This window comes from Salmonella sp. 32120201201600049SM (assembly GCF_017572835.1).
In the GTDB taxonomy this organism is placed as follows: domain Bacteria; phylum Pseudomonadota; class Gammaproteobacteria; order Enterobacterales; family Enterobacteriaceae; genus Salmonella; species Salmonella enterica.
Genome location: NZ_JAGESA010000004.1, coordinates 65,116 through 85,596, shown reverse-complemented (window position 1 = coordinate 85,596; position 20,481 = coordinate 65,116). Strand labels below are relative to the sequence as shown.

Sequence of the window (20,481 nt, the reverse complement as noted above, 5' to 3'; positions counted from 1 at the left end):
GCCGCCCGAATGGACGTAGAATGCCCCTTCGGGCGGCTGACAGGATAACGGTAAATGGATGTAACTGGAGCAGGTTTGCACAATATTGAGACAAAATGGCTATATGATTTTCTGACGCTGGAAAAGTGCCGCAATTTCTCTCAGGCCGCCATTATCCGCAACGTATCGCAACCCGCTTTTAGCCGGCGGATTCGCGCCCTGGAACATGCCGTGGGCGTTGAACTGTTTAACCGGCAGGTCTCACCGCTACAGCTTTCCGAACAGGGTAAAATCTTTCACTCTCAGGTTCGCCACCTGTTACAGCAGCTGGAAAGCAATCTGACCGAACTGCGCGGCGGCAGCGATTATACGCTGCGTAAAATCAAGATTGCCGCCGCCCACTCGCTCTCCCTCGGCCTGTTGCCGACCATCGTTAAGCAGATGCCGACGCAGTTTACCTACGCCGTTGAGGCGATAGATGTCGACCAAGCGGTGGATATGTTACGTGAGGGGCAAAGCGATTTTATCTTTTCCTATCACGATGAAAACCTGCAACAAGCGCCGTTTGATAATATCCGCCTGTTTGAGTCGAGACTGTTTCCGGTTTGCGCCAACAATGGCCGGGGCGAGCCGCGCTATACGCTTGAGCAGCCGCACTTTCCCCTGCTTAATTACAGTCAGAACTCCTATATGGGCCGGCTGATAAATCGTACCCTGACTCGCCATGCTGAACTGAGTTTCAGTACATTTTTCGTCTCTTCGATGAGTGAATTGTTAAAACAGGTTGCGATGGACGGCTGCGGAATCGCCTGGTTGCCCGAGTATGCTATCCGTCAGGAGATTACCGACGGGCGCCTGATAGTGCTTGATGCCGACGAACTGGTTATCCCGATCCAGGCTTATGCTTATCGCATGAATACCCGCATGAGTCAGGTAGCCGAAACATTTTGGCGCAACCTGCGTGGGCTTCAGGCCGCGCTGTAAACACATCAGGCGGTAAGGCGTTGTTCCCCGGTCAAAGAGGCGCGGGTGTCTGGCCAGGACTCATACCAACGAATCGCCGCGCGCACCAGCGACGCTGTGGAATCAATCATCGGGCACGCTATCGCGCGTTCATGTCCGGCCACAATAAGCGGAATTTCGGTACACCCCATAATAATTGCCTGAGCGCCACGGGCAATAAGGCTATCGATTTGCGGCAGCAGCAGCGCTTGCGCCGCAGTTTTATCGCCACGTTTAAGCGTATAAATAGCCTGCATTACCAACGCCTGCCCCGCGTCTTCTGGCTGAATTAACGTCAGCCCCCGCGCCAGCGCTTTCTTTTGATATAACCCGGTTGCCAGCGTCGCATTGGTCGCCAGCAGACCAACGTGCCGCGCCGATGGCGGAATATCCCCCAGGGTGGCGTCCAGGATGCTGATCATTCGCGCTTTCGCGACGTTCTGTAAATCATCAAACCAATAATGTGCAGTGTTGCATGGGATAACGATACACTCCGCCCCGGCGTCTTCCAGCATATGCAGATAACGCTCCAGATAACGGTATGGCGAAGGCCCGCCGGATAACAGACATGCTGTACGATCGGGAATATCAGGGATAGAGCTGACAATGAGCGGGATGTGTTGTTGATCACAACTGGCATGTCGCAATTCAACAAATTTTTCCAACATATCCGCCGTTGCCGCAGGTCCCATCCCCCCCAGTATCCCAATGGTGTGTTTCATCGCTTTTCCCGCTTATTTACGTCAAGGTCAGAAACACACTATCAACTTGATGTGTATATAAAAAATGCCGTTTTATTAGCGGCTATGCGTAAAAATCATAACGGGTGTAATGGCCACGCGTTATCGCCTTTTCAGGCAATCGATTGGTTACATGAGCGCTCATCGACCTTCGCAAGCCGCTAAATGCCATTTCGCTATACAGCATCGCCCACTGCGAGTCCGCAAGCTTGTTTTGTCCTCATCGCCACAGCGCCTGCCGGTGAAGGGGCCGCCGTGTTTTGCTTTTCGACGCTAATGCGGGAATATCCCAGCGAATATGGCTATAAACCAAATCCACGGTCTCCGTGGCGCTGCCTTCGGCGTCGCCATGATTGCTCATGCGTGAAATTCGCACATTGGTGAGCGTATAAATAATAAATGGCAGCATTGCGCCCTTATCACGACGGCATAATGTCAGCACGCCTTCTTTCACCGTTTTCCCGTTACAATAGTGCTCATAGAGGCCAGGCGTAGCAAGATCGACTGGCTTTGTCAGCGTCAACCCTCCAATATATGTCCCTCTCGCTTCGCCGGACTCCCGTTTCGTCGGGTTGTGGTTGTAAGCAATAAGTTTTATTTGGTTTTCAAAACCTTTGATCCGGCTTTCGCCTTCAATACCGTCCAGTTTTAAATAGATGGCGTCCATCCCCCCTCCGTGATTATCATGCGGCAAAGCAGGCTGACAAGGACGGAACGCCAACAATGAAAGAACGTTCCATTTTCCAGCCATTTCGTTGGTGTCTCTGTATACCAGATTAAATACCGACAATCTGCTATAACTGGATTCTTGCTAAATACCTTCTGCCATCAACAATCCATTTTACAATAGCGCTACTGACCTGAAATCTATTACGCCAGGCATTCAAGCATCGTTTCCTGAATAACCATAGCCGCTATAAGAACCATATCAAAAAAGAAATATCAATATCATTTCTTATTTTTATCCGAGAAATTACTTAATTCCACCGAATCGGAATATAGACAATTCTTATTCCTTTTCACATCAATGGGTTTTTTAGACTTTTGTCATATCGAAAACAACCATTCCAATAGAACATATTTACTATGTGAATATATTTAATGTTTTTATCGCGCGCAGTGTTATCACAGTAATAAATGATTTGCATCAAAAATGCGCCTTTCAGCGCCACGTATTTTTGGGCAGCAAATTATAAAATCGCGTTTCAAAGTCAGTGACATGTTCTCTGTTCAGGCGATATGACTTTATGCCCGGACGACACGCCAGCCGCTTTACCCTTACGTTTAGTCGTGATACGTTAGATCACATGAACACGAAACGATCCAACGCTACGCAACGTCATCTCCGCTGGTGGCTGCCTTCCTGAAGGCGGCACGGATCACTATCCCTTTTTAAGTAGCCGCCGAAAGGCGGCTACTGCGTTTCGGGACGTCTTTCGGCTTTATAGTAAGCATAAAGGAGTCCTTAATGAACACCCTTCCTATCATTCTGACTGGCGATCGCCCCACTGGCTCGCTGCACCTCGGCCATTATGTCGGTTCACTGCGCCAGCGCGTCGCGCTACAGCAGGATCACCAACAGTATGTCCTGATTGCCGACCTGCAGGGACTCACCGATAACGGCAGTAATCCGCAAAAAATCCGCGATAATATTCCGCAGGTGTTAGCTGACTATCTGGCCGTCGGCATCGATCCCGCGCTAACGACGATCTGCCTGCAATCCGCATTACCCGCCCTCGCTGAATTAACGGTGCTGTATATGAATATTGTTACCGTCGCCCGAGTGGAGCGTAATCCTACGGTAAAAAATGAGATTGCCCAAAAAGGCTTTACCCGTTCCCTGCCGGTCGGGTTCATGGCGTATCCCATTAGCCAGGCGGCAGATATCACCGCCTTTAAGGCCGAAATGGTACCGGTTGGCGACGACCAATTGCCCATGATTGAGCAAACGAATGAGATCGTTCATAAGATGAATAGTCTTTTCTCCTCGCCGGTATTGCGACCCTGTCAGGCGCTCCTGAGCGATACGGGCCGTCTGCCAGGCATTGACGGCAGCGCCAAGATGTCGAAATCGCTCGGCAATACCCTGCTTCTTTCCGCCAGCGAAGAGACCATCCACCGTGCGGTCAGCGCGATGTACACCGATCCCGGTCATTTAAAAATTAGCGATCCGGGAAAAATAGAAGGTAACGTCGTCTTTACGTGGCTGGATGCGTTCCATCCGGATAAAACCAAAGTCGCGGCGATGAAAGCACATTATCAACAAGGCGGATTAGGCGACCGTGTCTGTAAAAATGAGCTGGAGACCTGCCTGCAAGAACTGATCGCGCCCATACGCGAACGACGGGCAACCTTTATTGCAGATAAGGGAATGCTAATGGAATTGCTGAAAAAAGGTAGCGAGCGGGCCCATGAGGTCACTCAAAAGACGTTACAGGAAGTAAAACGTGGACTGGGCCTGCCCACGCTATTCCAGGTATAATCAGGCATCAACGTTGTCCAGCGGCCATGACTCAAACAGATAGCCATCAAAGTAGATGTCATCAACATTGGAAAACTCCAGCAGACGCTGCTTCACGTTTTCCAGGTGCTGCCACATCGCCAGCTTCGCTGCGCGGGCGTCTTTCTTAATTAACGCCGCGAGGATCTGCTTATGATCGACCAGCCACTCCTTACGGTAAAGCGTATCGCCCAGATGGCTATGAAGCTGGAGCCACATCGGATTATTTTCACGCCATTGCCAGGACTGACGGAAGAGCTCTACCAACATACTGTTATGGGTCGCTTCGGCAATGGCCAGATGAAACTGCATATCGCCGCTTTCTGAGCCGCCCGGCGCGCTGGAGGCGAGCTCTCGCTCTTCCAGTTGTAACGCCTGGCGCATTTTAATGATGTCTTCGCGGGTGGCTTGCAGAGCGGCAAATTCAGCGATATTGCTTTCCAGCAACTGACGCGCCTGCAACAGTTCAAAAGGCCCGGCGTCATTACAGTGATTGACGTCAGCGCCTTCCATCTCGTTATTATCCGCGCTGTCGAGCACGTAGATCCCGGCGCCGCGGCGGACTTCAACCAGACCTTTAATTTCCAGCATGATCAGCGCTTCACGCACGACGGTACGCGTCACATTGAGCCTCTCAGCGATCTCTCTTTCCGGCGGCAAGCGCTCCCCGGGGCGGTACGGCGTCTGAACAATCAGATCCCGTATCATTGCGCCCACTTCCTGGTAAGGTCTTTGCTGAGAAGTGTTTGATTTCATATTGGTCGTGCCCGTCCGATGCGATTTCCCGGTATCAGACTATAGCATTTGTAAATAGGGATAGCACGCGTAGCACACCAAAAACGCGAAACTGGTCAACCAACAAAACAATAATGCGCCCCGTTTCGCTAGTGAGGCCAGATGAAAGGAAAGGCAATAGACAATACACGACTGATGTTCCACCTTTAGCCCTGATGCCTGAATATGAACAGCATATTGGTTTACCAATATAAAATTTATCAACCAAAAATCAGGCCATAAAATGTGTCTGTACATTGACAGGAACAACGCCTCTGACATAGCGTGATCGGCGAAAATCCAGCCGCTCTCTTTGTATCAAGAACGCGTTATGATAAAAGACACCGTGTTTTTCGCCCCAGGCGTATCCGGGGGAAGCAACGCCTCCAGTTTGTCGAGCCGCCATCGCCGGGCAGCGATTATTCTGCATGAAATTTATGGTATTAACGCTCATATCCAACGCGCAGGCCATGAATGGATGACGCGCGGATTCGACATCTATATTCCCGCGCTGTTTCCTCACCATACCCCCTTTCGCTATGAACAGCAGCAGGAGGCTTACCGTCACTTTTCAGCAAATGTCGGCTTTGATCCCGCCGTCGTTACCACGTTACTCCACGAGCTCAGAACGCAGTACGAGACGCTAATCGTCGTAGGATATAGCGTCGGCGCAACGCTCGCATGGCTAAGTGCAGCCAGTGGGTTATGCGATGGCGTCGTTTGCTATTACGGTTCCCGTATACGCCAGTACCTTCATCTTGCGCCTCTCTGTCCGACACTGGTTATTATCGCGCGTTATGAGCCGGCGTTTGATCCCCTCGCCATGCGACAGGCGCTGGAAAAGCGCCCCCGGGTGCAGTGTAAAATGTACGATGCGCGGCACGGGTTCTGTGATGCTGATAGCGCCACGTTCGATGCCGCCTTGTCGCATCAGGTAATGGACGATGTGAGCGCATTTATTCGCGACATCACCCGTGCAAACACATCGCCCGATTTTCAGCTTTAGTGGAGACTTTTTTCAACGAGCTGTTCCAGTTTTTTCAAAGCCTGTATATCTGCGGCATCAAGACCATAACGTTGCAGCGTTTCAGCGGGATGATAACTGACTAACGTTCGCCCATCGGCTTGCTGGCTAATGAGCACCCGAAACGGTAAATCCAGTGCCAGTTCGGGATGCGCCAGCATGAGAGGCGTTCCGCCTTTAGGATTGCCAAAGACCAGAACCGTTGTCGGCGGCATTTTCAGGTTAACATTCTGTGCCGCTCTGGCATGATCAAATTCCCCAAATAACACCAGACCGTGATCGGCGACAGCGTGCATCAACCGCGCTCGGGTCTGCAAATAGTCATAAGCGCTGTAGGTTTTAACCATGGTTATCGCTCCATCCTCCGTTGCAAAGCCAGGCCTTATTAAGATTAACATCAGGGTTACTGCCAATAAAAAAGGCTTTAAAATAGTGCTCATTCTTCTCTCTCCCTGACCCAATACCCATGAGTAAATGCGACACAGATGATATGCAGTTTAAAAATCAGTCATCGTACTGTACCCCTTATTATTGCACTGAACAGCTCATCACTAAAAAAACAGACGGCACAACAAAAAATTCCGACGTCTGAACAAATTTAAATAACGATGATCCAGTCTGACTGAGCGACAGCGAGATCATTATTATGGCGCGACACTGTCTTCTTCAGCCCGCTGGGTAAGAAAGAATATACTCCGCTCAGTAAGATAATAAATACTACAGGCCAACTCTTCAGAGATACGGAGCATCATTGCGTAGTGATGATGCGATTTTTCTGGCGCCATCGGCAGAAATATTTCTGACTCCAGCACGTTACTTAAAAAATGAAATTTATGTGCATATTCAGCAGATATAACGCCTCTCGCCATCAGATTAGCCATTAGTGTATTTAAACTATCTTGTTCATGATATGCGATACCTTTTCTCTCATGAATTCTGAGAAGAACGCTTCTGAAGACAGCATGACATTCCTTTACGACACAGGCAAAATCATTAAGCATCAGGCGATTATACGCTTCCATAAGATCATATTCGACAAAGCCATACTCTCCAGGGGAGTACAAATAATAACATATGTTTTTAAGCCGTTTTATTCTGCGCAACCTTACAATCCTACCATTTTCATATCGATATTTTAAACCATGCTCATGAAATATATTATTTAATTCACTAATCGCCTTATCCGGTTCTAACCCAAGCGTAACTTCATAGGTCCGAAGGTAGGTATCTATATAGTTAAAAGCAAGCTCAATGGTATCAATATGCTTTCTTTTATCATCTGTTTTTAATAACAGATTACTCATTTCATCCAGATATGACGTTGAATGCGCATATAAGGTGAATAAGCCATACTCTTTGCGCAACGTTTTACATATTCTTCGATAAACTTCGTCAGAATGACTATTATGATAGCAGTATAATGTCATATCATAAAAAGAGGAGCAATTCCCTAACGTATTAATAATCAATAAGATTATTTGCTCGCGTATTTCTAACGGAATATCTTCATATAACAGATCGCTATGCCTTAGTGAGTATGGTCTAAAGGTGTGCATTCCTCCCCCTGTAACCGCAACAGAAAAAATTACGCTATGAATAGCGCCACATTACTCTAATTAAGTGGTTCAGGTATTAATATCAGCTCAACAGTGAGCCATTTTTTCTTATTTTTTAATGGTGTTGCGTGAATATTTATTTACTCTACAGATAATTATATCCCATCGCCCTTTGTCATTCTGCTGATCATCACTGGTGCGAAAACGTCTGGATTATCCATGGCATTCAGTCTTCACTGAATGCCACAGACAAGGGTTATTCAACTAAAGCTCACCTGTCCCTTAGTCCTTCTTTCATTCCGTTGCGTCGTTGCCATACCAGCACACTTAAACGTAAGGTGAGCTTATTGTTTTTATCGACGGGTCAGAACAATCCTTCGCCGGTCATACAGTGTTTCAACTGAGAGCTGCAAATCATATTTTGCATTCTTCAGTTTTCGCGATTTAAGCATTTTCACCGTGACGCCACTTATTTGCCCTGTTTCAATCTGTCTCTTGATTTCGGCTGCGCTTAACAGGAGTTGCTTCTTCAAAATCGACAGCAGGCTGACCTGAAAAGAACGGGAAATCCTGACACTAACACTGACCTGCTTGTGGGAGGCGATACTGACCAGCCACCGTTCCTGAATGTGAAAATCAGGCTGCCCCGATAATTCAGCATTGTTTCGCTTCAGGATCGCGTTGTCATAAGCAAAATATTGCACCGTGGCGGCATCATTCGCCATCAGTCGGCCATAAAGATCGCGGTTAATTTTGCTGACTGGCAGGCGCGAGAACAGGGAGATATTCCAGGTGTAATTGCAGTGTGTGCATTTATAGATACTCCAGACATCGAGTACCTTCTTTTGCGAATTAACCCGAAATGCCCCAGAAGGCGTGAAGTCCCGTTTTACGCTGCATGAAGGGCAACGTTTCGCTATGCGCTGATACCCCACAGGAGTGACAGTCCATATGACTTTCATAACGTACCTTTTTTAACCCATACAAAACCGGATCCGAACTCAGCGGACCATAAATGTTTATGTATGAAAAATATTTAAGTGATATTTTTCAGTGGGTTAAAAAAAGATTTCCAACGCAACAACCCTGTCAATGGCTAAAAAGATACGCCGAGACTATCAAAGCGGCCATTATCGGGTATATGAGTTTAATCAATATTCATTATGGTAATTGCGGGAGCTATTCATCTGATACGCTAAACGCATGATCCTCCCTTTGAGATCACACTTTTCACTCCCGGTTATTCACTTACAGAAATCAGGTGTTATCATTCACGACGTAAATACCTTTCAACTCAACCCGAGGCTTTGATGCTGGAGAATGTCATCATCTGATAATCAGTTCCCCGACCTTTTCAGGCCGGACTGATTATCAATGCGCCGAAATCGAATGCGGACACCGCAGTGTGTTTGCACGTTTTGCCTATGATGATTAAACAGGTTCTTCAGCATGAATTTATCCCGTCAGGAACAACGTACCTTACACGTTCTCGCCAAAGGCGGACGCATTACGCACATCCGCGATGCGTCAGGCCGCGTCACCGCCGTTGAGTGCTATAGCCGCGAAGGGCTGTTGCTCGCCGATTGCACGCTCGCTGTATTCAAAAAACTCAAAACCAAAAAGCTGATCAAATCCGTTAACGGTCAGCCCTACCGCATTAATACAACCGGGCTGAACAACGTTCGCGCCCAGCCTGACAATCGCTAAGGAGATGATGATGGATATCAGCGCCGTTATTTTTGCAACGCATCGCATTCGGCTATTACCCGATGAAGGCAAAATCCCCTGGGACGAGCCAGCCTTCAGCCAACGCATGCTGGAAAATCATCTGTCGCAGGACCACGACTGGGCCAGCCGTCGGCTAACCGTGATTGAGCAACAGGTAACATGGATTACCCGTCAGTTACCCGCTGGCGCCCGCATTCTGGATCTCGGCTGTGGACCCGGTTTTTATACCCGCCTGTTAGCGGAGCGTGGGTTTCACTGCACAGGCGTAGATTTCTCTCCGGCATCCATCACATGGGCTCGCCAGCAGGCACAAGCTGCAAACCTGAATATTGACTACATTCAGCAGGATATTCGTACATACCACCCCACGGAACCTTTCGATTTCATTATGATGACGTTTGGGGAACTGAATGTCTTTAGCACTGCGGATGCGCAAAGCCTCATCAGTCATTGCGCGCAGTGGTTGAAACCGGACGGCAAACTGCTTGTTGAAGTGCATACCTTCGATGAAGTTAAACGCCAGGGCATGGCGCAGCCAGGCTGGCAGCGTTGTCCGCACGGCCTGTTTCTTGCCGAGCCTCATCTGCTGTTAACGGAAAATGCCTGGGATGAAGAGGCCCAAACCAGCTCAACGCAGTTCTGGGCGATAGCGGAAAACGGCTGTACCACCCGTTTCGGCAGTCAAATGAAGGCCTGGCGCGATGATGAATATATCAGCCTGCTTGGTGATGCTGGCTTCACTGTGTTGCAGCGCCCGGACAGTCACACCTGGCCGGTCGGCGAGACTTTTGCAGGCAAGCTGTTTGCGCTGCTGGCTGAAAAAGCCCCTCCCGCTGAGGGAATCGCCCTCAGTAAAAGGAATAACCCAATGGATATCCCACGTATTTTTACCATTAGCGAAAGCGAACACCGTATCCATAATCCGTTTACAGCGGAAAAGTACGCCACGCTGGGCCATGCGTTACGCATGAAGCCAGGCACGCGGATTCTCGATCTCGGTAGCGGCTCGGGTGAGATGCTCTGCACCTGGGCTCGCGATTACGGTGTTACAGGTACTGGCATTGACATAAGCCCGCTCTTCACCACACAGGCAAAACAACGTGCAGAAGAGCTCGGCGTCAGTGAATACGTACATTTTATTCATAACGACGCGGCCGGTTATATCGACGAGGAAAAATATGACGTGGCGGCCTGCGTAGGCGCTACCTGGATTGCGGGCGGTGTCGCGGGGACAATAGATCTGCTGGCCAAAAGCCTCAAACCTGGCGGGATCATTCTCATCGGTGAACCGTACTGGCGTCGGATCCCCGCAACGGAAGAGATCGCCCACGCCTGTGGCGTCTCATCCGTCGCCGATTTTCGTCCCCTGCCCGAGTTGGTCGCCTTTTTTGACCAACTTGGCTATGACGTAGTGGAAATGGTGCTGGCGGACCCGCAAGGCTGGGACAGATATGAAGCCGCGAAGTGGATGACCATGCGCCGCTGGCTGGAGGAAAACCCTGACGATGAGTTTGCGCAGGAGGTTCGAACAGAACTGACGGTAGCCCCCAAACGTCACGTCACCTGGACGCGAGAATACTTTGGCTGGGGCGTATTTGCGTTAATCGCGCGATAACGTAAAGCAGGAGGTATACCCTACAAGAGGTATACCTCCGTTTAAAAGTATGCAACAAATTAACACGGCTCAAGGCGGGAATATATCGTCTTAGAGACTATCCCACCAGGCGTTATTGGCGCAGCCAGTTTGGACACGGACAGCGCGCAAAAACCGGAGCGTACACGTAGTACGTGAGGATTTTGAGCACTGCCCAGGTCCAAAATGGCAAGTAAAATAGCCCTAATGGGATAGGCTCTTAATTTCGCCATTAAGTTTCTGCCACAATATGTCGCAAGACGTGCAAGCGTTCCACCTCACCTGATGAGCGAAACCACCATCAATAAGACGTTATTGCTGCGATTCAATTATTAAAAATAAAAAAAGAACCAGAAGAAAATTAAAAAATGACTTACCCACCATATTAGCCATTGTTAAAATCAAAGTAATCCTCCGTAAAAGCTGGAACTTTTTATTTCTCATAGACGAGAATTTATATATTATGATATAATACGGCAGAAAAACATGCAGGTTATTAACCTGCCATTAATGTAAATAATTCTTTGAGGAGATGTTTCCAGTGGGACGTAAATGGGCAAATATTGTTGCTAAAAAAACGGCTAAAGACGGTGCAACGTCTAAAGTATATGCAAAATTTGGTGTAGAAATCTATGCTGCGGCTAAACAAGGTGAACCAGACCCGGAATCAAACTCAGCTTTAAAATTCGTTATTGAACGTGCGAAACAAGCACAGGTTCCAAAACATGTTATTGATAAAGCCATTGATAAAGCCAAAGGTGGCGGAGATGAAACGTTCGTGCAAGGGCGTTATGAAGGCTTTGGACCCAATGGTTCAATGGTTATCGCTGAAACGTTGACGTCTAATGTTAACCGTACGATTGCTAATATCCGCACAATTTTTAATAAAAAAGGCGGGAATATCGGAGCGGCAGGTGCTGTCAGCTATATGTTTGACAATACTGGAGTGATTGTATTTAAAGGAACAGACCCTGACCATATTTTCGAAATTTTGCTTGATGCTGAAGTTGATGTTCGTGATGTAACCGAAGAAGAAGGAAACATCGTTATTTATACTGAAGCTACAGACCTGCACAAAGGAATTGCAGCTCTAAAAGCAGCTGGAATTACTGAATTTTCAACAACAGAATTAGAAATGATTGCTCAATCAGAAGTTGAACTTTCACCAGAAGATTTAGAAATCTTTGAAGGACTTGTTGATGCCCTTGAAGATGATGATGATGTGCAAAAAGTATATCATAACGTTGCAAACCTCTAATTATAAATTAAACAAATCTGTCTCTATGACAGATTTGTTTAATTTATAAAGCTGTTATAAAAAAGTCTATCTGGCCAGATATATAGATCTTTAAATTTATGTTTATGAGTCGCTGTAAATAGACCCGTTTTAGTTCCATGCATTTTTTGAGATCCCGGCCAAATTGACCCTGGCCCAAATTCAGTACAGTGCTAAATCAGAGACCTTCGTCTTTCCGGAGACTTCGGATAAATTCAGCCGGAGTCATGTCATTTAATGATGAATGCGTTCTCTCATGATTGTATTCCCTGCGCCAGTTGTCGGGTTTTTCCTGCGCATCTTCCAGTGACAGGAACCAGTGAATGTTCAGGCATTCATCCCATAGAGTGCCGTTAAATGATTCAATAAACGGGTTATCTGTCGGCTTTCCGGGGCGCGAGAAGTTCATTATGACGCCGTGTTCATACGCCCATTTATCCAGACTTTTTGAGATAAACTCGCTGCTGTTATTCGTCTGGATTCGTACCGGCAGCCGCTTATCCGGCACCCGCAGTCCCTCCATTATTCTGACCACATCCTCGCCTTTTAACGATTTTCCGGCATGGATCGCCAGGCATTCCCGACTAAAATTATCCACTACAGTCAGCGCCCGAAAACGCCGCCCGTTAAACAGATTATCTGACACAAAATCCATACTTCAGCACTGATCGACATGCGTCAGAACCGGGCGCTGCTGACAGCGTGCTGCATTGACATGTCTGCGGGGGCGTTTTCTGCGCAGGTTCAGGCCTTCCGGACAATAAATCCGGTGGGTTTTCTTGTGGTTAACAGGCCATCCCCCCGGCGCAATTGGATATGAATACGCGGGCAACCGTAGCGTATCCGGGTTTCCGCTATTTCCCGGATACGCAGGGTTATCGCCCGATCGTCACACCGGCTCTGCCAGTGGTAAACGGTTCTGATCTGCATCAGCAACCCGCATCCCCGCCGGACGCTGATACGGTAAGCCTCCAGCAAAAATGTCACCGCCTGGCGCTTCTGAGCCGGCCTCAGAACTTTTGCTTCAGTACCTCCTGCAGCATCTCCTTGACCAGACTCAGCTCAGCGACCAGCTTCTTCAGCCGCTGATCCTCATCCTCCAGTTGCCGCAGACGCCGCAGTTCGGTCACGCCCGGCCCGGCAAATTTTTTCTTCCAGTTGTAAAATGTGGCCTCAGAAATTCCCATCTTTCTGCAGACTTCCCCGACGCGGGTGCCGGTTTCAGCCTGTTTCAGGGCAAATGCAATCTGTTCTTCGGTATAACGGGTCTTTTTCATGACAATGCGCTTCTCTGTGAGATGGAAGAAAGACCGGAAACTTCAGTTTAGACTGGCACTGTTTACAGGGGGAAGGTCATCAGGCGCGGCAGGTTGGTATTATTCAGCCGTTATTCAAATCGTTGTAATAATTTTATTGACTATAAAACGCACTTGGTACATAATTTTGTTTCCAATTGGAAACAAAAAGAATGCATGATAATGAATGACATCATTACCGTAACAGAAGCAGCACAGTTGCTTGAGCTAACTCCTCAACGTGTAAGAACTATGTGCAAGCAGGGGAGCATTGATGCATATCAATCCGGTAGAACTTGGTTAATAAAAAGTTCGAGTGTTGAAAAGTTGATGCTTGTTAATAGCCTAAGCGATGCTCAAAATAGCTACAGCATGTTGGCCTCTGAGCCAAAAAACAAACCAAAAGCGTTAAGTTTTTTCAGTGGGGCTATGGGGCTAGACCTTGGTATAGAACAAGCAGGGTTTGAAACCCTACTAGCGAGTGAAATAGATAAAGCCGCAAGAGATACTATTTTATCTAATAGGCCCAACATGGCCCTTATCGGAGATATTCGTGATTACACAACAGAGGATATTTTAAAATTAGCTGGAGTTTCTTCTGGTAATGAAATTGATTTGATTATGGGCGGCCCACCGTGTCAAGCGTTCTCAACAGCGGGAAAACGTTTAGGTCTAGAAGATGAGAGAGGGAACGTTTTCATTAAATATTTAGATGTCGCCTTGGATATCAGACCTAAGTATATTGTAATCGAGAATGTTAGAGGGTTATTATCTGCGCCAATGAAGCATAGGCCGCACAATGAACGTGGTGAAGGTTTGCCACCTTTAAAATCTGAAGAACAGCCTGGTGGAGTACTTCATTATATTATCAGAATAATAAAAAGTGCAGGATACTCTGTTTCTTTTAACTTATATAACTCTGCTAATTTCGGCGTTCCTCAAATTAGAGAAAGGGTAATAATAATATGTTCGCGGGACGGCAGTAGAGTTCCCTTTCTACAACCAACACATAGTGAAAAAGGTGAATATGGCCTTCCAAAATGGATAACGTTGCGTGAAACCATAACTAATTTAAAAAATATCACGCATGAGCATGTGCTATTCCCAGAGAAAAGATTAAAATATTACAGACTTTTAAAAGAAGGTCAATATTGGAAACATTTACCTGAGGATTTGCAAAAGGAAGCATTAGGTAAATCGTTCTTTCTTGGCGGAGGTAAAACAGGTTTCTTACGACGAGTTGCATGGGATCGTCCATCACCCACATTGGTGACGCACCCAGCGATGCCAGCTACTGACCTTGCTCATCCAGATGAATTGAGACCATTATCAGTTCAAGAATATAAAGTGATCCAACAATTTCCTGAAGAATGGGTTATCAAAGGTAAACTTCTGGATAAATACAGACAATTGGGTAATGCTGTGCCCATTGGTTTAGGGTTAGCTGTTGGAAAAAACATTTTAGATCATATGAATGGAAGGAAAATCGAGTCATTCCCAAATTTTCGTTACTCTCGATATAAAAACACTTCTGACTTGGATATATTTGGAGAGTTGGTCTAAATTATTAGGAAGGGGAATCCCCCTTCCATTGTTATTTAATTTTTCGTAAGTAGCTTTCAACAAAAGCTCTAAAATCATCTTCATTGAGGTCTTTGGATGAAACTTCGTCAGGGAAATTTTCCCAATTTGTAGCATCTCTTTGTGAGAATGTTCTAAACCATTTTTTAATTGGCGTATTGTCGCGAATTTTGCTACTTGAAGAGTTCTCAGTATTATCTCTATTTTTTACTTGTAGAAGACCCCACTCATCTTTTTCATTGTCATAATGAATAAAATCTACTGCTTTTACACTTGTTCCTGAACACCATATCCATCCACATGGCTCTAATTTTTCAGCAAGATATCTTTCCAGAAGATCTCCAACAATGTTTTCAGAAGCCATAGAGAGTCGATGTTCTTCTTTAATTCTATTGAGATTTTCTTGCGGTATATCAAAGCTTACATTAAGGACTAAACTGACAACCTCATCAGGGATAGTAGTAGGTGGCGTTGGCTTTTTCGGAAGCCGACTTTCATTGAAATTTTGAGCTAAATATTCTATATGTTCTGCTTTACCAAAGTTTTTTCTAACTTGTTTCGAGCGCGGATTTGAACAACTTTCAGGAAATCTTGAAAGAAATTTAATTAAAAGCTGGAATTTTTCAGAAAGTTCAGGATTAATATTATCCATTTTCTGTTTTGCCAACTCTTCAGCATTCTCGACGAAAAACACTGCCTCTGACATCACAACCTCCTTATGTATTAAGGCAGTATAATTCTTTAAATCAAAAAGTTACAGTCAAAACTAGCATGACCTATTCATTTACATCAGGTGAATTATCACCTGCTTGCAAACTCAAACGGCCTGACCATATCGTTAAGATTGATATCAAGATAATCAGCCCACCACAGAAGCATGAGCCTCCGTTCATCAAGATGCTCCGCAAGATAGATGTAAGCAGCGCGGACGTTGTTATGCTCCTGATGGCTCATTTGTCGCTCAACAGCATCCCTTGACCATAAACCTGATTCGACTAACGCACTACAGGCCATCGCCCTAAACCCGTGTCCACAAACATCCGTTTTAGTGTCGTAGCCCATTGAGCGCAGAGCCTTGTTAACAGTGTTCTCACTCATCGGCCTATCCGGCTGGTGATCACCAATGAAGACCAACTCGTAATCCCCACTGATTTGTTTTATCTCTTCTAATATTTTCAGTGCCTGACGGCTTAGAGGTACAAAATGAGGGCTACGCATTTTAGAACCACGATGTGAGTACTTTACACCCTTTAGAGGTTCTCGTTCTGCAGGTATCGTCCAAAGCGCATTTTTAAAATCGATTTCTTCCCATCTTGCAAAACGCAGTTCACTTGAACGTATGAATACCAGCATTGTTAGTTTCACTGCCAATTTAGTCAACTTTCGACCTTTAAAGCATTCGATACGATCGAGCAATTCGGAGAAGCGTTCGAAATCCAGAGCTGGGCGATGCACACGTTTAGCTACAGCGATTGCGCCAGCCATGTCTTGAGCTGGATTATATTCAAGTAGACCATTTTGTACCGCAAAACGCAGGATTGCAGTCGTTCGCTGTTGGAGACGCGAAGCTACTTCATACCGCCCACTCGCCTCTACTACCTTTATTGGAGCGAGTAGATCCCGAGTTTTCAGTTCCGAAATCTTACGTTTACCCAACGCAGAGAAAAGATTATCCACTAAGCTTTTAAGCACCCGCTCACTATGGGACTCCGACCATTTTTTGCTACAGGATGCATGCCAATCTCTTGCTACAGCCTCAAAGGTTAGTGCTCCGCTTTCTCAATCTTGTCCTCTTTTTTCTTTTGAGAGGGATCTGATACCTTCAGATACCAGTTTCTTTGCAGCATCTCGCCTCTTACGAGGCTCTGCCAATGAAACCATTGGATAACCCCCTAACGCCAGCATCTTCTGTTTGCCACTAAAACGATATTGAAGACGCCAGTATTTTGAGCCATTGGGGTTAACCAACAGGTGCATCCCCTCACCATCGGTAAGTTTGAAAGGTTTGTCTGCAGGCTTAATGTTCTGAATTTGATATCAGTAAGAGCCATAGATCCCCCTCCCCTTGTTGGTATCAATTTCAATCGAACCGAAGCTACCAACAGTTATACCATCATTTGTTGGTAGATGTTGATATACGATAGTAGACTTTAATAGACCTGAAACAAGAAGTAGGATATCTAACTTATTGATTTTGTATACGTAAATAGACTTTAGTAGACTTAAAAAAGCTTTGTATGGTGCCGAAGGCCGGACTCGAACCGGCACGTATTTCTACGGTTGATTTTGAATCAACTGCGTCTACCGATTTCGCCACTTCGGCACTGAAGAGGTATGCGGAAAACGTTGTGGATTATACCTGTCATACGCCGCCATGCAAGCACGAGCGTACACCTGTTTCGCTAAGTGCTGAAAATTTCAGCAGCATTGAGTATTAAATAGAATAATCAGGCTACTTCCCGCCTTCTCCAGCAGATTAACGCCGGGCGTCCCTTGCCTCCATGCTCTACACTTTTCAGTTCAACACCACATTAAGGGAAACACAATGACGATAATAAAAAGCTACGCCGCCAAAGAGGCGGGCGGCGAGCTCGAACTCTATGAATATGACGCGGGAGAACTCCAACCGGAAGATGTCGAGGTACGGGTCGACTACTGCGGGATCTGCCATTCCGATCTGTCGATGATCGACAATGAATGGGGGTTCTCTCAATACCCTCTGGTTGCCGGACATGAGGTCATCGGTCGGGTGGCCGCACTCGGCAGCGCGGCACAGGATAAGGGGCTAAAAGTCGGCCAGCGCGTTGGAATCGGCTGGACGGCGCGCAGCTGCGGACACTGCGATGCCTGTATCAGCGGCAATCAAATTAACTGCCAGGAAGGCGCAGTGCCCACTATCCTCAATCGTGGCGGTTTTGCCGAGAAGCTTCGCGCGGGCTGGCAGTGGGTAATTCCTCTTCCGGAGAATATAGATATGGCGTCCGCAGGCCCGCTGTTATGTGGCGGCATTACGGTCTTTAAACCGCTATTGATGCACCATATTACTGCTACCAGCCGCGTTGGCGTCATCGGTATTGGCGGGCTGGGGCATATCGCCATAAAGCTGTTACACGCGATGGGCTGCGAAGTCACCGCGTTCAGCTCAAATCCATCGAAAGAGCAGGAAGTGCTGGCGATGGGGGCCAATAACGTGGTGAACAGCCGCGATCCGGAAGCGTTAAAAGCACTGGCGGGTCAGTTCGATCTCATTATCAACACGGTCAACGTCGATCTCGACTGGCAGCCCTACTTCGAAGCGCTGACGTATGGCGGCAACTTCCATACCGTTGGGGCGGTATTGAAGCCGCTGCCCGTACCGGCGTTTACATTAATTGCCGGCGATCGCAGTATCTCAGGCTCGGCAACCGGAACGCCATATGAACTTCGCAAACTGATGAAATTCGCCGGACGCAGCAAAGTCGCGCCCACCACGGAACTGTTCGCAATGTCACAAATCAACGAGGCTATCCAGCACGTTCGCGACGGCAAAGCCCGCTATCGTGTAGTGCTAAAAGCTGACTTCTGACCGCCTGACTCAGCGCTTTGACAATGATCAGGAAGCGCTGAGTGCCTGACGAAAAGCCTGTACAGCCAGTCGGCACTGCTCCGTCACGTGCTCGATGTCATGATTAACATCGATACGCGCAATATCATGTTCATCGGCACACGGTCGCTCCAGCGCGTCAAACTGACTTTGCAGCAGGTCTGGCGGCATAAAATGCCCGGCACGACGCTGCATTCGCTGCAGAATGGTAGCGTAATCGCCATCCAGCCACAGGAAATGTACGTTAGGGCTGCTCTTACGTAAAATATCGCGGTACTGTTTTTTTAATGACGAGCAGACAATAAATCCCGTCTCATTTTTTTTATAAAGACTGTATGAAGCGTCATTTAATCGTTCCAGCCAGGGTAAACGGTCTTCATCAGTTAACGGTATTCCCTGAGACATTTTATCAATGTTTTTCGCCGGATGGAGATCATCGCCGTCAATAAACTTCGCAGAAAATAATGTTGCAATTTTGCTGCCTATTAAAGACTTACCACTACCTGAAACACCCATTAAAATATAGCTTTCCCCGGCCATTTAAATACCTCTGAGTCATATTCCACAACACAATATTACGCCTCTACGTTCGACAATTTCACGTTTTTTAATTTCCATAGAGAAGAACTCTAAGGCACATCACGTTATGCGTAACATTGTAGTGTAACAATTTTCCAGCGTGACATAAGTCACAAATAGTGACAAATAAAACCGCTTAAATGCGTTCAGGGTAACTACCTGACCAGTGAGGAATTTATGGAAGTAAAAACTCAATCCTGCGTTGTTGCGGGTAAGCGTGCTGTTGCCGTTACGGAACAAAATATTGAATGGAATAATAAAGGAACACTCGTACAAATTACCCGTGGTGGCATTTGTGGGTCTGACTTACATTATTATCAGGAAGGTAAAGTCGGCAATTTTACAGTAAAAGCGCCAATGATTTTAGGTCATGAAGTGATTGGCAAAATCGTTCATAGCGACTCAGATTTATTACGTGAAGGACAACCGGTAGCGATTAATCCATCGAAGCCTTGCGGTCATTGCAAATACTGTCTGCAGCATGAAGAAAACCACTGTACTGAAATGCGTTTCTTTGGCAGCGCCATGTATTTTCCGCATGTCGATGGCGGTTTTACCCGATTTAAAGCTGTCGATACCGCTCAGTGCATTCCCTGGCCGGAACAGGCGGACGAAAAAGCCATGGCCTTTGCCGAACCGCTGGCGGTTGCCATTCATGCGGCTCATGAGGCGGGCGATCTGCAGGGCAAACGCGTCTTTATCTCCGGCGTTGGCCCTATCGGCTGCCTGATTGTTAGCGCGGTAAAAACGCTGGGCGCGGCGGAAGTGGTATGTGCCGATATCAGTACCCGTTCTCTCTCGCTGGCCCGGCAGATGGGCGCGGATACGCTGGTGAACCCACAGCATGATTCTCTCGATGGCTGGAAAGCAGAAAAAGGGTATTTCGATATCAGTTTTGAAGTCTCTGGGCATCCTTCCTCAATCTCAACGTGTCTGGAAGTCACACGGGCAAAAGGCGTGATGGTGCAGGTTGGCATGGGCGGCGCAGTTCCCAACTTCCCGATGATGATGGTAATAAGCAAAGAGATCTCCCTGAAAGGCTCTTTCCGCTTTACTACCGAATTTAATACTGCGGTTTCCTGGCTTGCCAACCGCGTTATCAATCCGCTGCCGTTACTGAGCGCGGAATATCCATTTACCGACCTGGAAGCGGCGCTGATCTTTGCCGGAGACAAAACACAGGCGGCAAAAGTTCAGCTCGTTTTCTGAGAAAGTAAAATAAGGGACACTA

General features: G+C 47.1%; 17 protein-coding genes, 1 tRNA gene and 2 pseudogenes. 9 read left to right on the top strand and 11 right to left on the bottom strand.

Going from position 1 to position 20,481, the window contains the following annotated elements; translation table 11 throughout:
• The first annotated feature begins 54 nt into the window (after positions 1–54).
• Entirely contained in the window at positions 55–963 is a 909-nt protein-coding gene (hypT, locus tag J4650_RS11055; RefSeq protein ID WP_000383511.1) for a hypochlorite stress DNA-binding transcriptional regulator HypT, read from the top strand.
• Positions 964–968: 5 nt separating this feature from the next.
• Here hypT and J4650_RS11050 read toward each other — a convergent pair whose 3' ends face one another.
• Complete coding sequence (locus J4650_RS11050; protein ID WP_000683247.1) at positions 969–1,703, bottom strand: aspartate/glutamate racemase family protein; 735 nt, start codon at positions 1,701–1,703, stop codon at positions 969–971.
• Between the two features lie 238 nt (positions 1,704–1,941).
• Entirely contained in the window at positions 1,942–2,472 is a 531-nt protein-coding gene (locus J4650_RS11045; RefSeq protein ID WP_000907671.1) for an Hcp family type VI secretion system effector, read from the bottom strand.
• Between the two features lie 717 nt (positions 2,473–3,189).
• Here J4650_RS11045 and trpS point away from each other — a divergent pair.
• Complete coding sequence (gene trpS / locus J4650_RS11040; protein WP_023994341.1) at positions 3,190–4,203, top strand: tryptophan--tRNA ligase; 1,014 nt, start codon at positions 3,190–3,192, stop codon at positions 4,201–4,203.
• Here trpS and uxuR read toward each other — a convergent pair whose 3' ends face one another.
• The gene (gene uxuR, locus J4650_RS11035) at positions 4,204–4,977 is read right to left on the bottom strand and encodes a Uxu operon transcriptional regulator (RefSeq protein ID WP_000841654.1); all 774 of its coding nucleotides are present in this window, start codon (positions 4,975–4,977) and stop codon (positions 4,204–4,206) included.
• A gap of 349 nt (positions 4,978–5,326) precedes the next feature.
• Here uxuR and J4650_RS11030 point away from each other — a divergent pair, with 349 nt between their 5' ends.
• A complete protein-coding gene (locus tag J4650_RS11030; RefSeq protein ID WP_023993202.1) occupies positions 5,327–6,001 on the top strand; it encodes a dienelactone hydrolase family protein in 675 nt (224 codons plus the stop codon).
• Here the strand turns inward: J4650_RS11030 and J4650_RS11025 are convergent.
• The 3 genes from J4650_RS11025 to J4650_RS11015 form a co-directional block, all read right to left on the bottom strand.
• Entirely contained in the window at positions 5,998–6,459 is a 462-nt protein-coding gene (locus J4650_RS11025; RefSeq protein WP_001654330.1) for a DUF302 domain-containing protein, read from the bottom strand. The two genes, J4650_RS11030 and J4650_RS11025, sit on opposite strands and share 4 nt — an antisense overlap.
• Positions 6,460–6,663: 204 nt before the next feature.
• Entirely contained in the window at positions 6,664–7,575 is a 912-nt protein-coding gene (locus J4650_RS11020) for a hypothetical protein (RefSeq protein WP_000556768.1), read from the bottom strand.
• Positions 7,576–7,928: 353 nt separating this feature from the next.
• Positions 7,929–8,537 (bottom strand): DUF1062 domain-containing protein, encoded by a 609-nt coding sequence (locus J4650_RS11015; protein ID WP_023993203.1) that lies wholly within the window; start codon positions 8,535–8,537, stop codon positions 7,929–7,931.
• Positions 8,538–9,024: 487 nt separating this feature from the next.
• Here J4650_RS11015 and J4650_RS11010 point away from each other — a divergent pair, with 487 nt between their 5' ends.
• The 3 genes from J4650_RS11010 to J4650_RS11000 all read left to right on the top strand — a co-directional run bounded on the left by J4650_RS11010 (position 9,025) and on the right by J4650_RS11000 (position 12,194).
• Positions 9,025–9,282 carry a YjhX family toxin gene (locus J4650_RS11010; protein ID WP_001054380.1) on the top strand — a complete coding sequence of 86 codons (258 nt, stop codon included), beginning with the start codon at positions 9,025–9,027 and terminating at the stop codon, positions 9,280–9,282.
• Between the two features lie 4 nt (positions 9,283–9,286).
• A complete protein-coding gene (locus J4650_RS11005; protein WP_023994342.1) occupies positions 9,287–10,918 on the top strand; it encodes a class I SAM-dependent methyltransferase in 1,632 nt (543 codons plus the stop codon).
• Between the two features lie 559 nt (positions 10,919–11,477).
• Positions 11,478–12,194, top strand: a complete 717-nt coding sequence (locus J4650_RS11000) for a YebC/PmpR family DNA-binding transcriptional regulator (protein WP_000532939.1) — start codon at positions 11,478–11,480, stop codon at positions 12,192–12,194.
• Positions 12,195–12,390: 196 nt separating this feature from the next.
• On the opposite strand, the pseudogene J4650_RS10995 reads toward J4650_RS11000, so the two are convergent.
• Positions 12,391–13,489 (bottom strand): annotated as a pseudogene (locus J4650_RS10995) (IS3 family transposase).
• 201 nt (positions 13,490–13,690) lie between these two features.
• Between J4650_RS10995 and J4650_RS10990 the strand changes: the two are divergent.
• A complete protein-coding gene (locus J4650_RS10990; protein ID WP_001581717.1) occupies positions 13,691–15,070 on the top strand; it encodes a DNA cytosine methyltransferase in 1,380 nt (459 codons plus the stop codon).
• Positions 15,071–15,101: 31 nt separating this feature from the next.
• Here the strand turns inward: J4650_RS10990 and J4650_RS10985 are convergent, their stop codons facing one another.
• The 3 genes and pseudogenes from J4650_RS10985 to J4650_RS10975 all read right to left on the bottom strand — a co-directional run bounded on the left by J4650_RS10985 (position 15,102) and on the right by J4650_RS10975 (position 17,411).
• Positions 15,102–15,794: a SinI family restriction endonuclease gene (locus J4650_RS10985; protein ID WP_023214691.1), complete on the bottom strand. Its 693-nt coding sequence runs from the start codon at positions 15,792–15,794 to the stop codon at positions 15,102–15,104.
• 95 nt (positions 15,795–15,889) lie between these two features.
• Positions 15,890–17,139 (bottom strand): annotated as a pseudogene (locus tag J4650_RS10980) (integrase arm-type DNA-binding domain-containing protein).
• Positions 17,140–17,326: 187 nt separating this feature from the next.
• Positions 17,327–17,411, bottom strand: a tRNA-Leu gene (locus J4650_RS10975).
• A gap of 222 nt (positions 17,412–17,633) precedes the next feature.
• Between J4650_RS10975 and J4650_RS10970 the strand changes: the two genes are divergently transcribed.
• Positions 17,634–18,653, top strand: coding sequence for an NAD(P)-dependent alcohol dehydrogenase (locus J4650_RS10970; RefSeq protein ID WP_000152563.1), 1,020 nt, complete (start codon positions 17,634–17,636; stop codon positions 18,651–18,653).
• A 27-nt stretch (positions 18,654–18,680) separates the two neighbouring features.
• Here the strand turns inward: J4650_RS10970 and idnK are convergent, their stop codons facing one another.
• Positions 18,681–19,211 carry a gluconokinase gene (gene idnK / locus J4650_RS10965; protein ID WP_000896756.1) on the bottom strand — a complete coding sequence of 177 codons (531 nt, stop codon included), beginning with the start codon at positions 19,209–19,211 and terminating at the stop codon, positions 18,681–18,683.
• 216 nt (positions 19,212–19,427) lie between these two features.
• Between idnK and idnD the strand changes: the two genes are divergently transcribed.
• The gene (idnD, locus tag J4650_RS10960) at positions 19,428–20,459 is read left to right on the top strand and encodes an L-idonate 5-dehydrogenase (RefSeq protein WP_000453354.1); all 1,032 of its coding nucleotides are present in this window, start codon (positions 19,428–19,430) and stop codon (positions 20,457–20,459) included.
• Positions 20,460–20,481: the final 22 nt, after the last annotated feature.

Coding starts and splice junctions, on each gene's coding strand:
- J4650_RS11045 (WP_000907671.1), bottom strand. CDS start 2,472: ATGGCTGGAAAATGGAACGTTCTTTCATTGTTGGCGTTCCGTCCTTGT.
- J4650_RS10985 (WP_023214691.1), bottom strand. CDS start 15,794: ATGTCAGAGGCAGTGTTTTTCGTCGAGAATGCTGAAGAGTTGGCAAAA.
- J4650_RS11010 (WP_001054380.1), top strand. CDS start 9,025: ATGAATTTATCCCGTCAGGAACAACGTACCTTACACGTTCTCGCCAAA.
- J4650_RS11005 (WP_023994342.1), top strand. CDS start 9,287: ATGATGATGGATATCAGCGCCGTTATTTTTGCAACGCATCGCATTCGG.
- J4650_RS10970 (WP_000152563.1), top strand. CDS start 17,634: ATGACGATAATAAAAAGCTACGCCGCCAAAGAGGCGGGCGGCGAGCTC.
- J4650_RS11015 (WP_023993203.1), bottom strand. CDS start 8,537: ATGAAAGTCATATGGACTGTCACTCCTGTGGGGTATCAGCGCATAGCG.
- J4650_RS11050 (WP_000683247.1), bottom strand. CDS start 1,703: ATGAAACACACCATTGGGATACTGGGGGGGATGGGACCTGCGGCAACG.
- J4650_RS10990 (WP_001581717.1), top strand. CDS start 13,691: ATGAATGACATCATTACCGTAACAGAAGCAGCACAGTTGCTTGAGCTA.
- trpS (WP_023994341.1), top strand. CDS start 3,190: ATGAACACCCTTCCTATCATTCTGACTGGCGATCGCCCCACTGGCTCG.
- hypT (WP_000383511.1), top strand. CDS start 55: ATGGATGTAACTGGAGCAGGTTTGCACAATATTGAGACAAAATGGCTA.
- idnK (WP_000896756.1), bottom strand. CDS start 19,211: ATGGCCGGGGAAAGCTATATTTTAATGGGTGTTTCAGGTAGTGGTAAG.
- J4650_RS11025 (WP_001654330.1), bottom strand. CDS start 6,459: ATGAGCACTATTTTAAAGCCTTTTTTATTGGCAGTAACCCTGATGTTA.
- J4650_RS11030 (WP_023993202.1), top strand. CDS start 5,327: ATGATAAAAGACACCGTGTTTTTCGCCCCAGGCGTATCCGGGGGAAGC.
- uxuR (WP_000841654.1), bottom strand. CDS start 4,977: ATGAAATCAAACACTTCTCAGCAAAGACCTTACCAGGAAGTGGGCGCA.
- idnD (WP_000453354.1), top strand. CDS start 19,428: ATGGAAGTAAAAACTCAATCCTGCGTTGTTGCGGGTAAGCGTGCTGTT.
- J4650_RS11020 (WP_000556768.1), bottom strand. CDS start 7,575: ATGCACACCTTTAGACCATACTCACTAAGGCATAGCGATCTGTTATAT.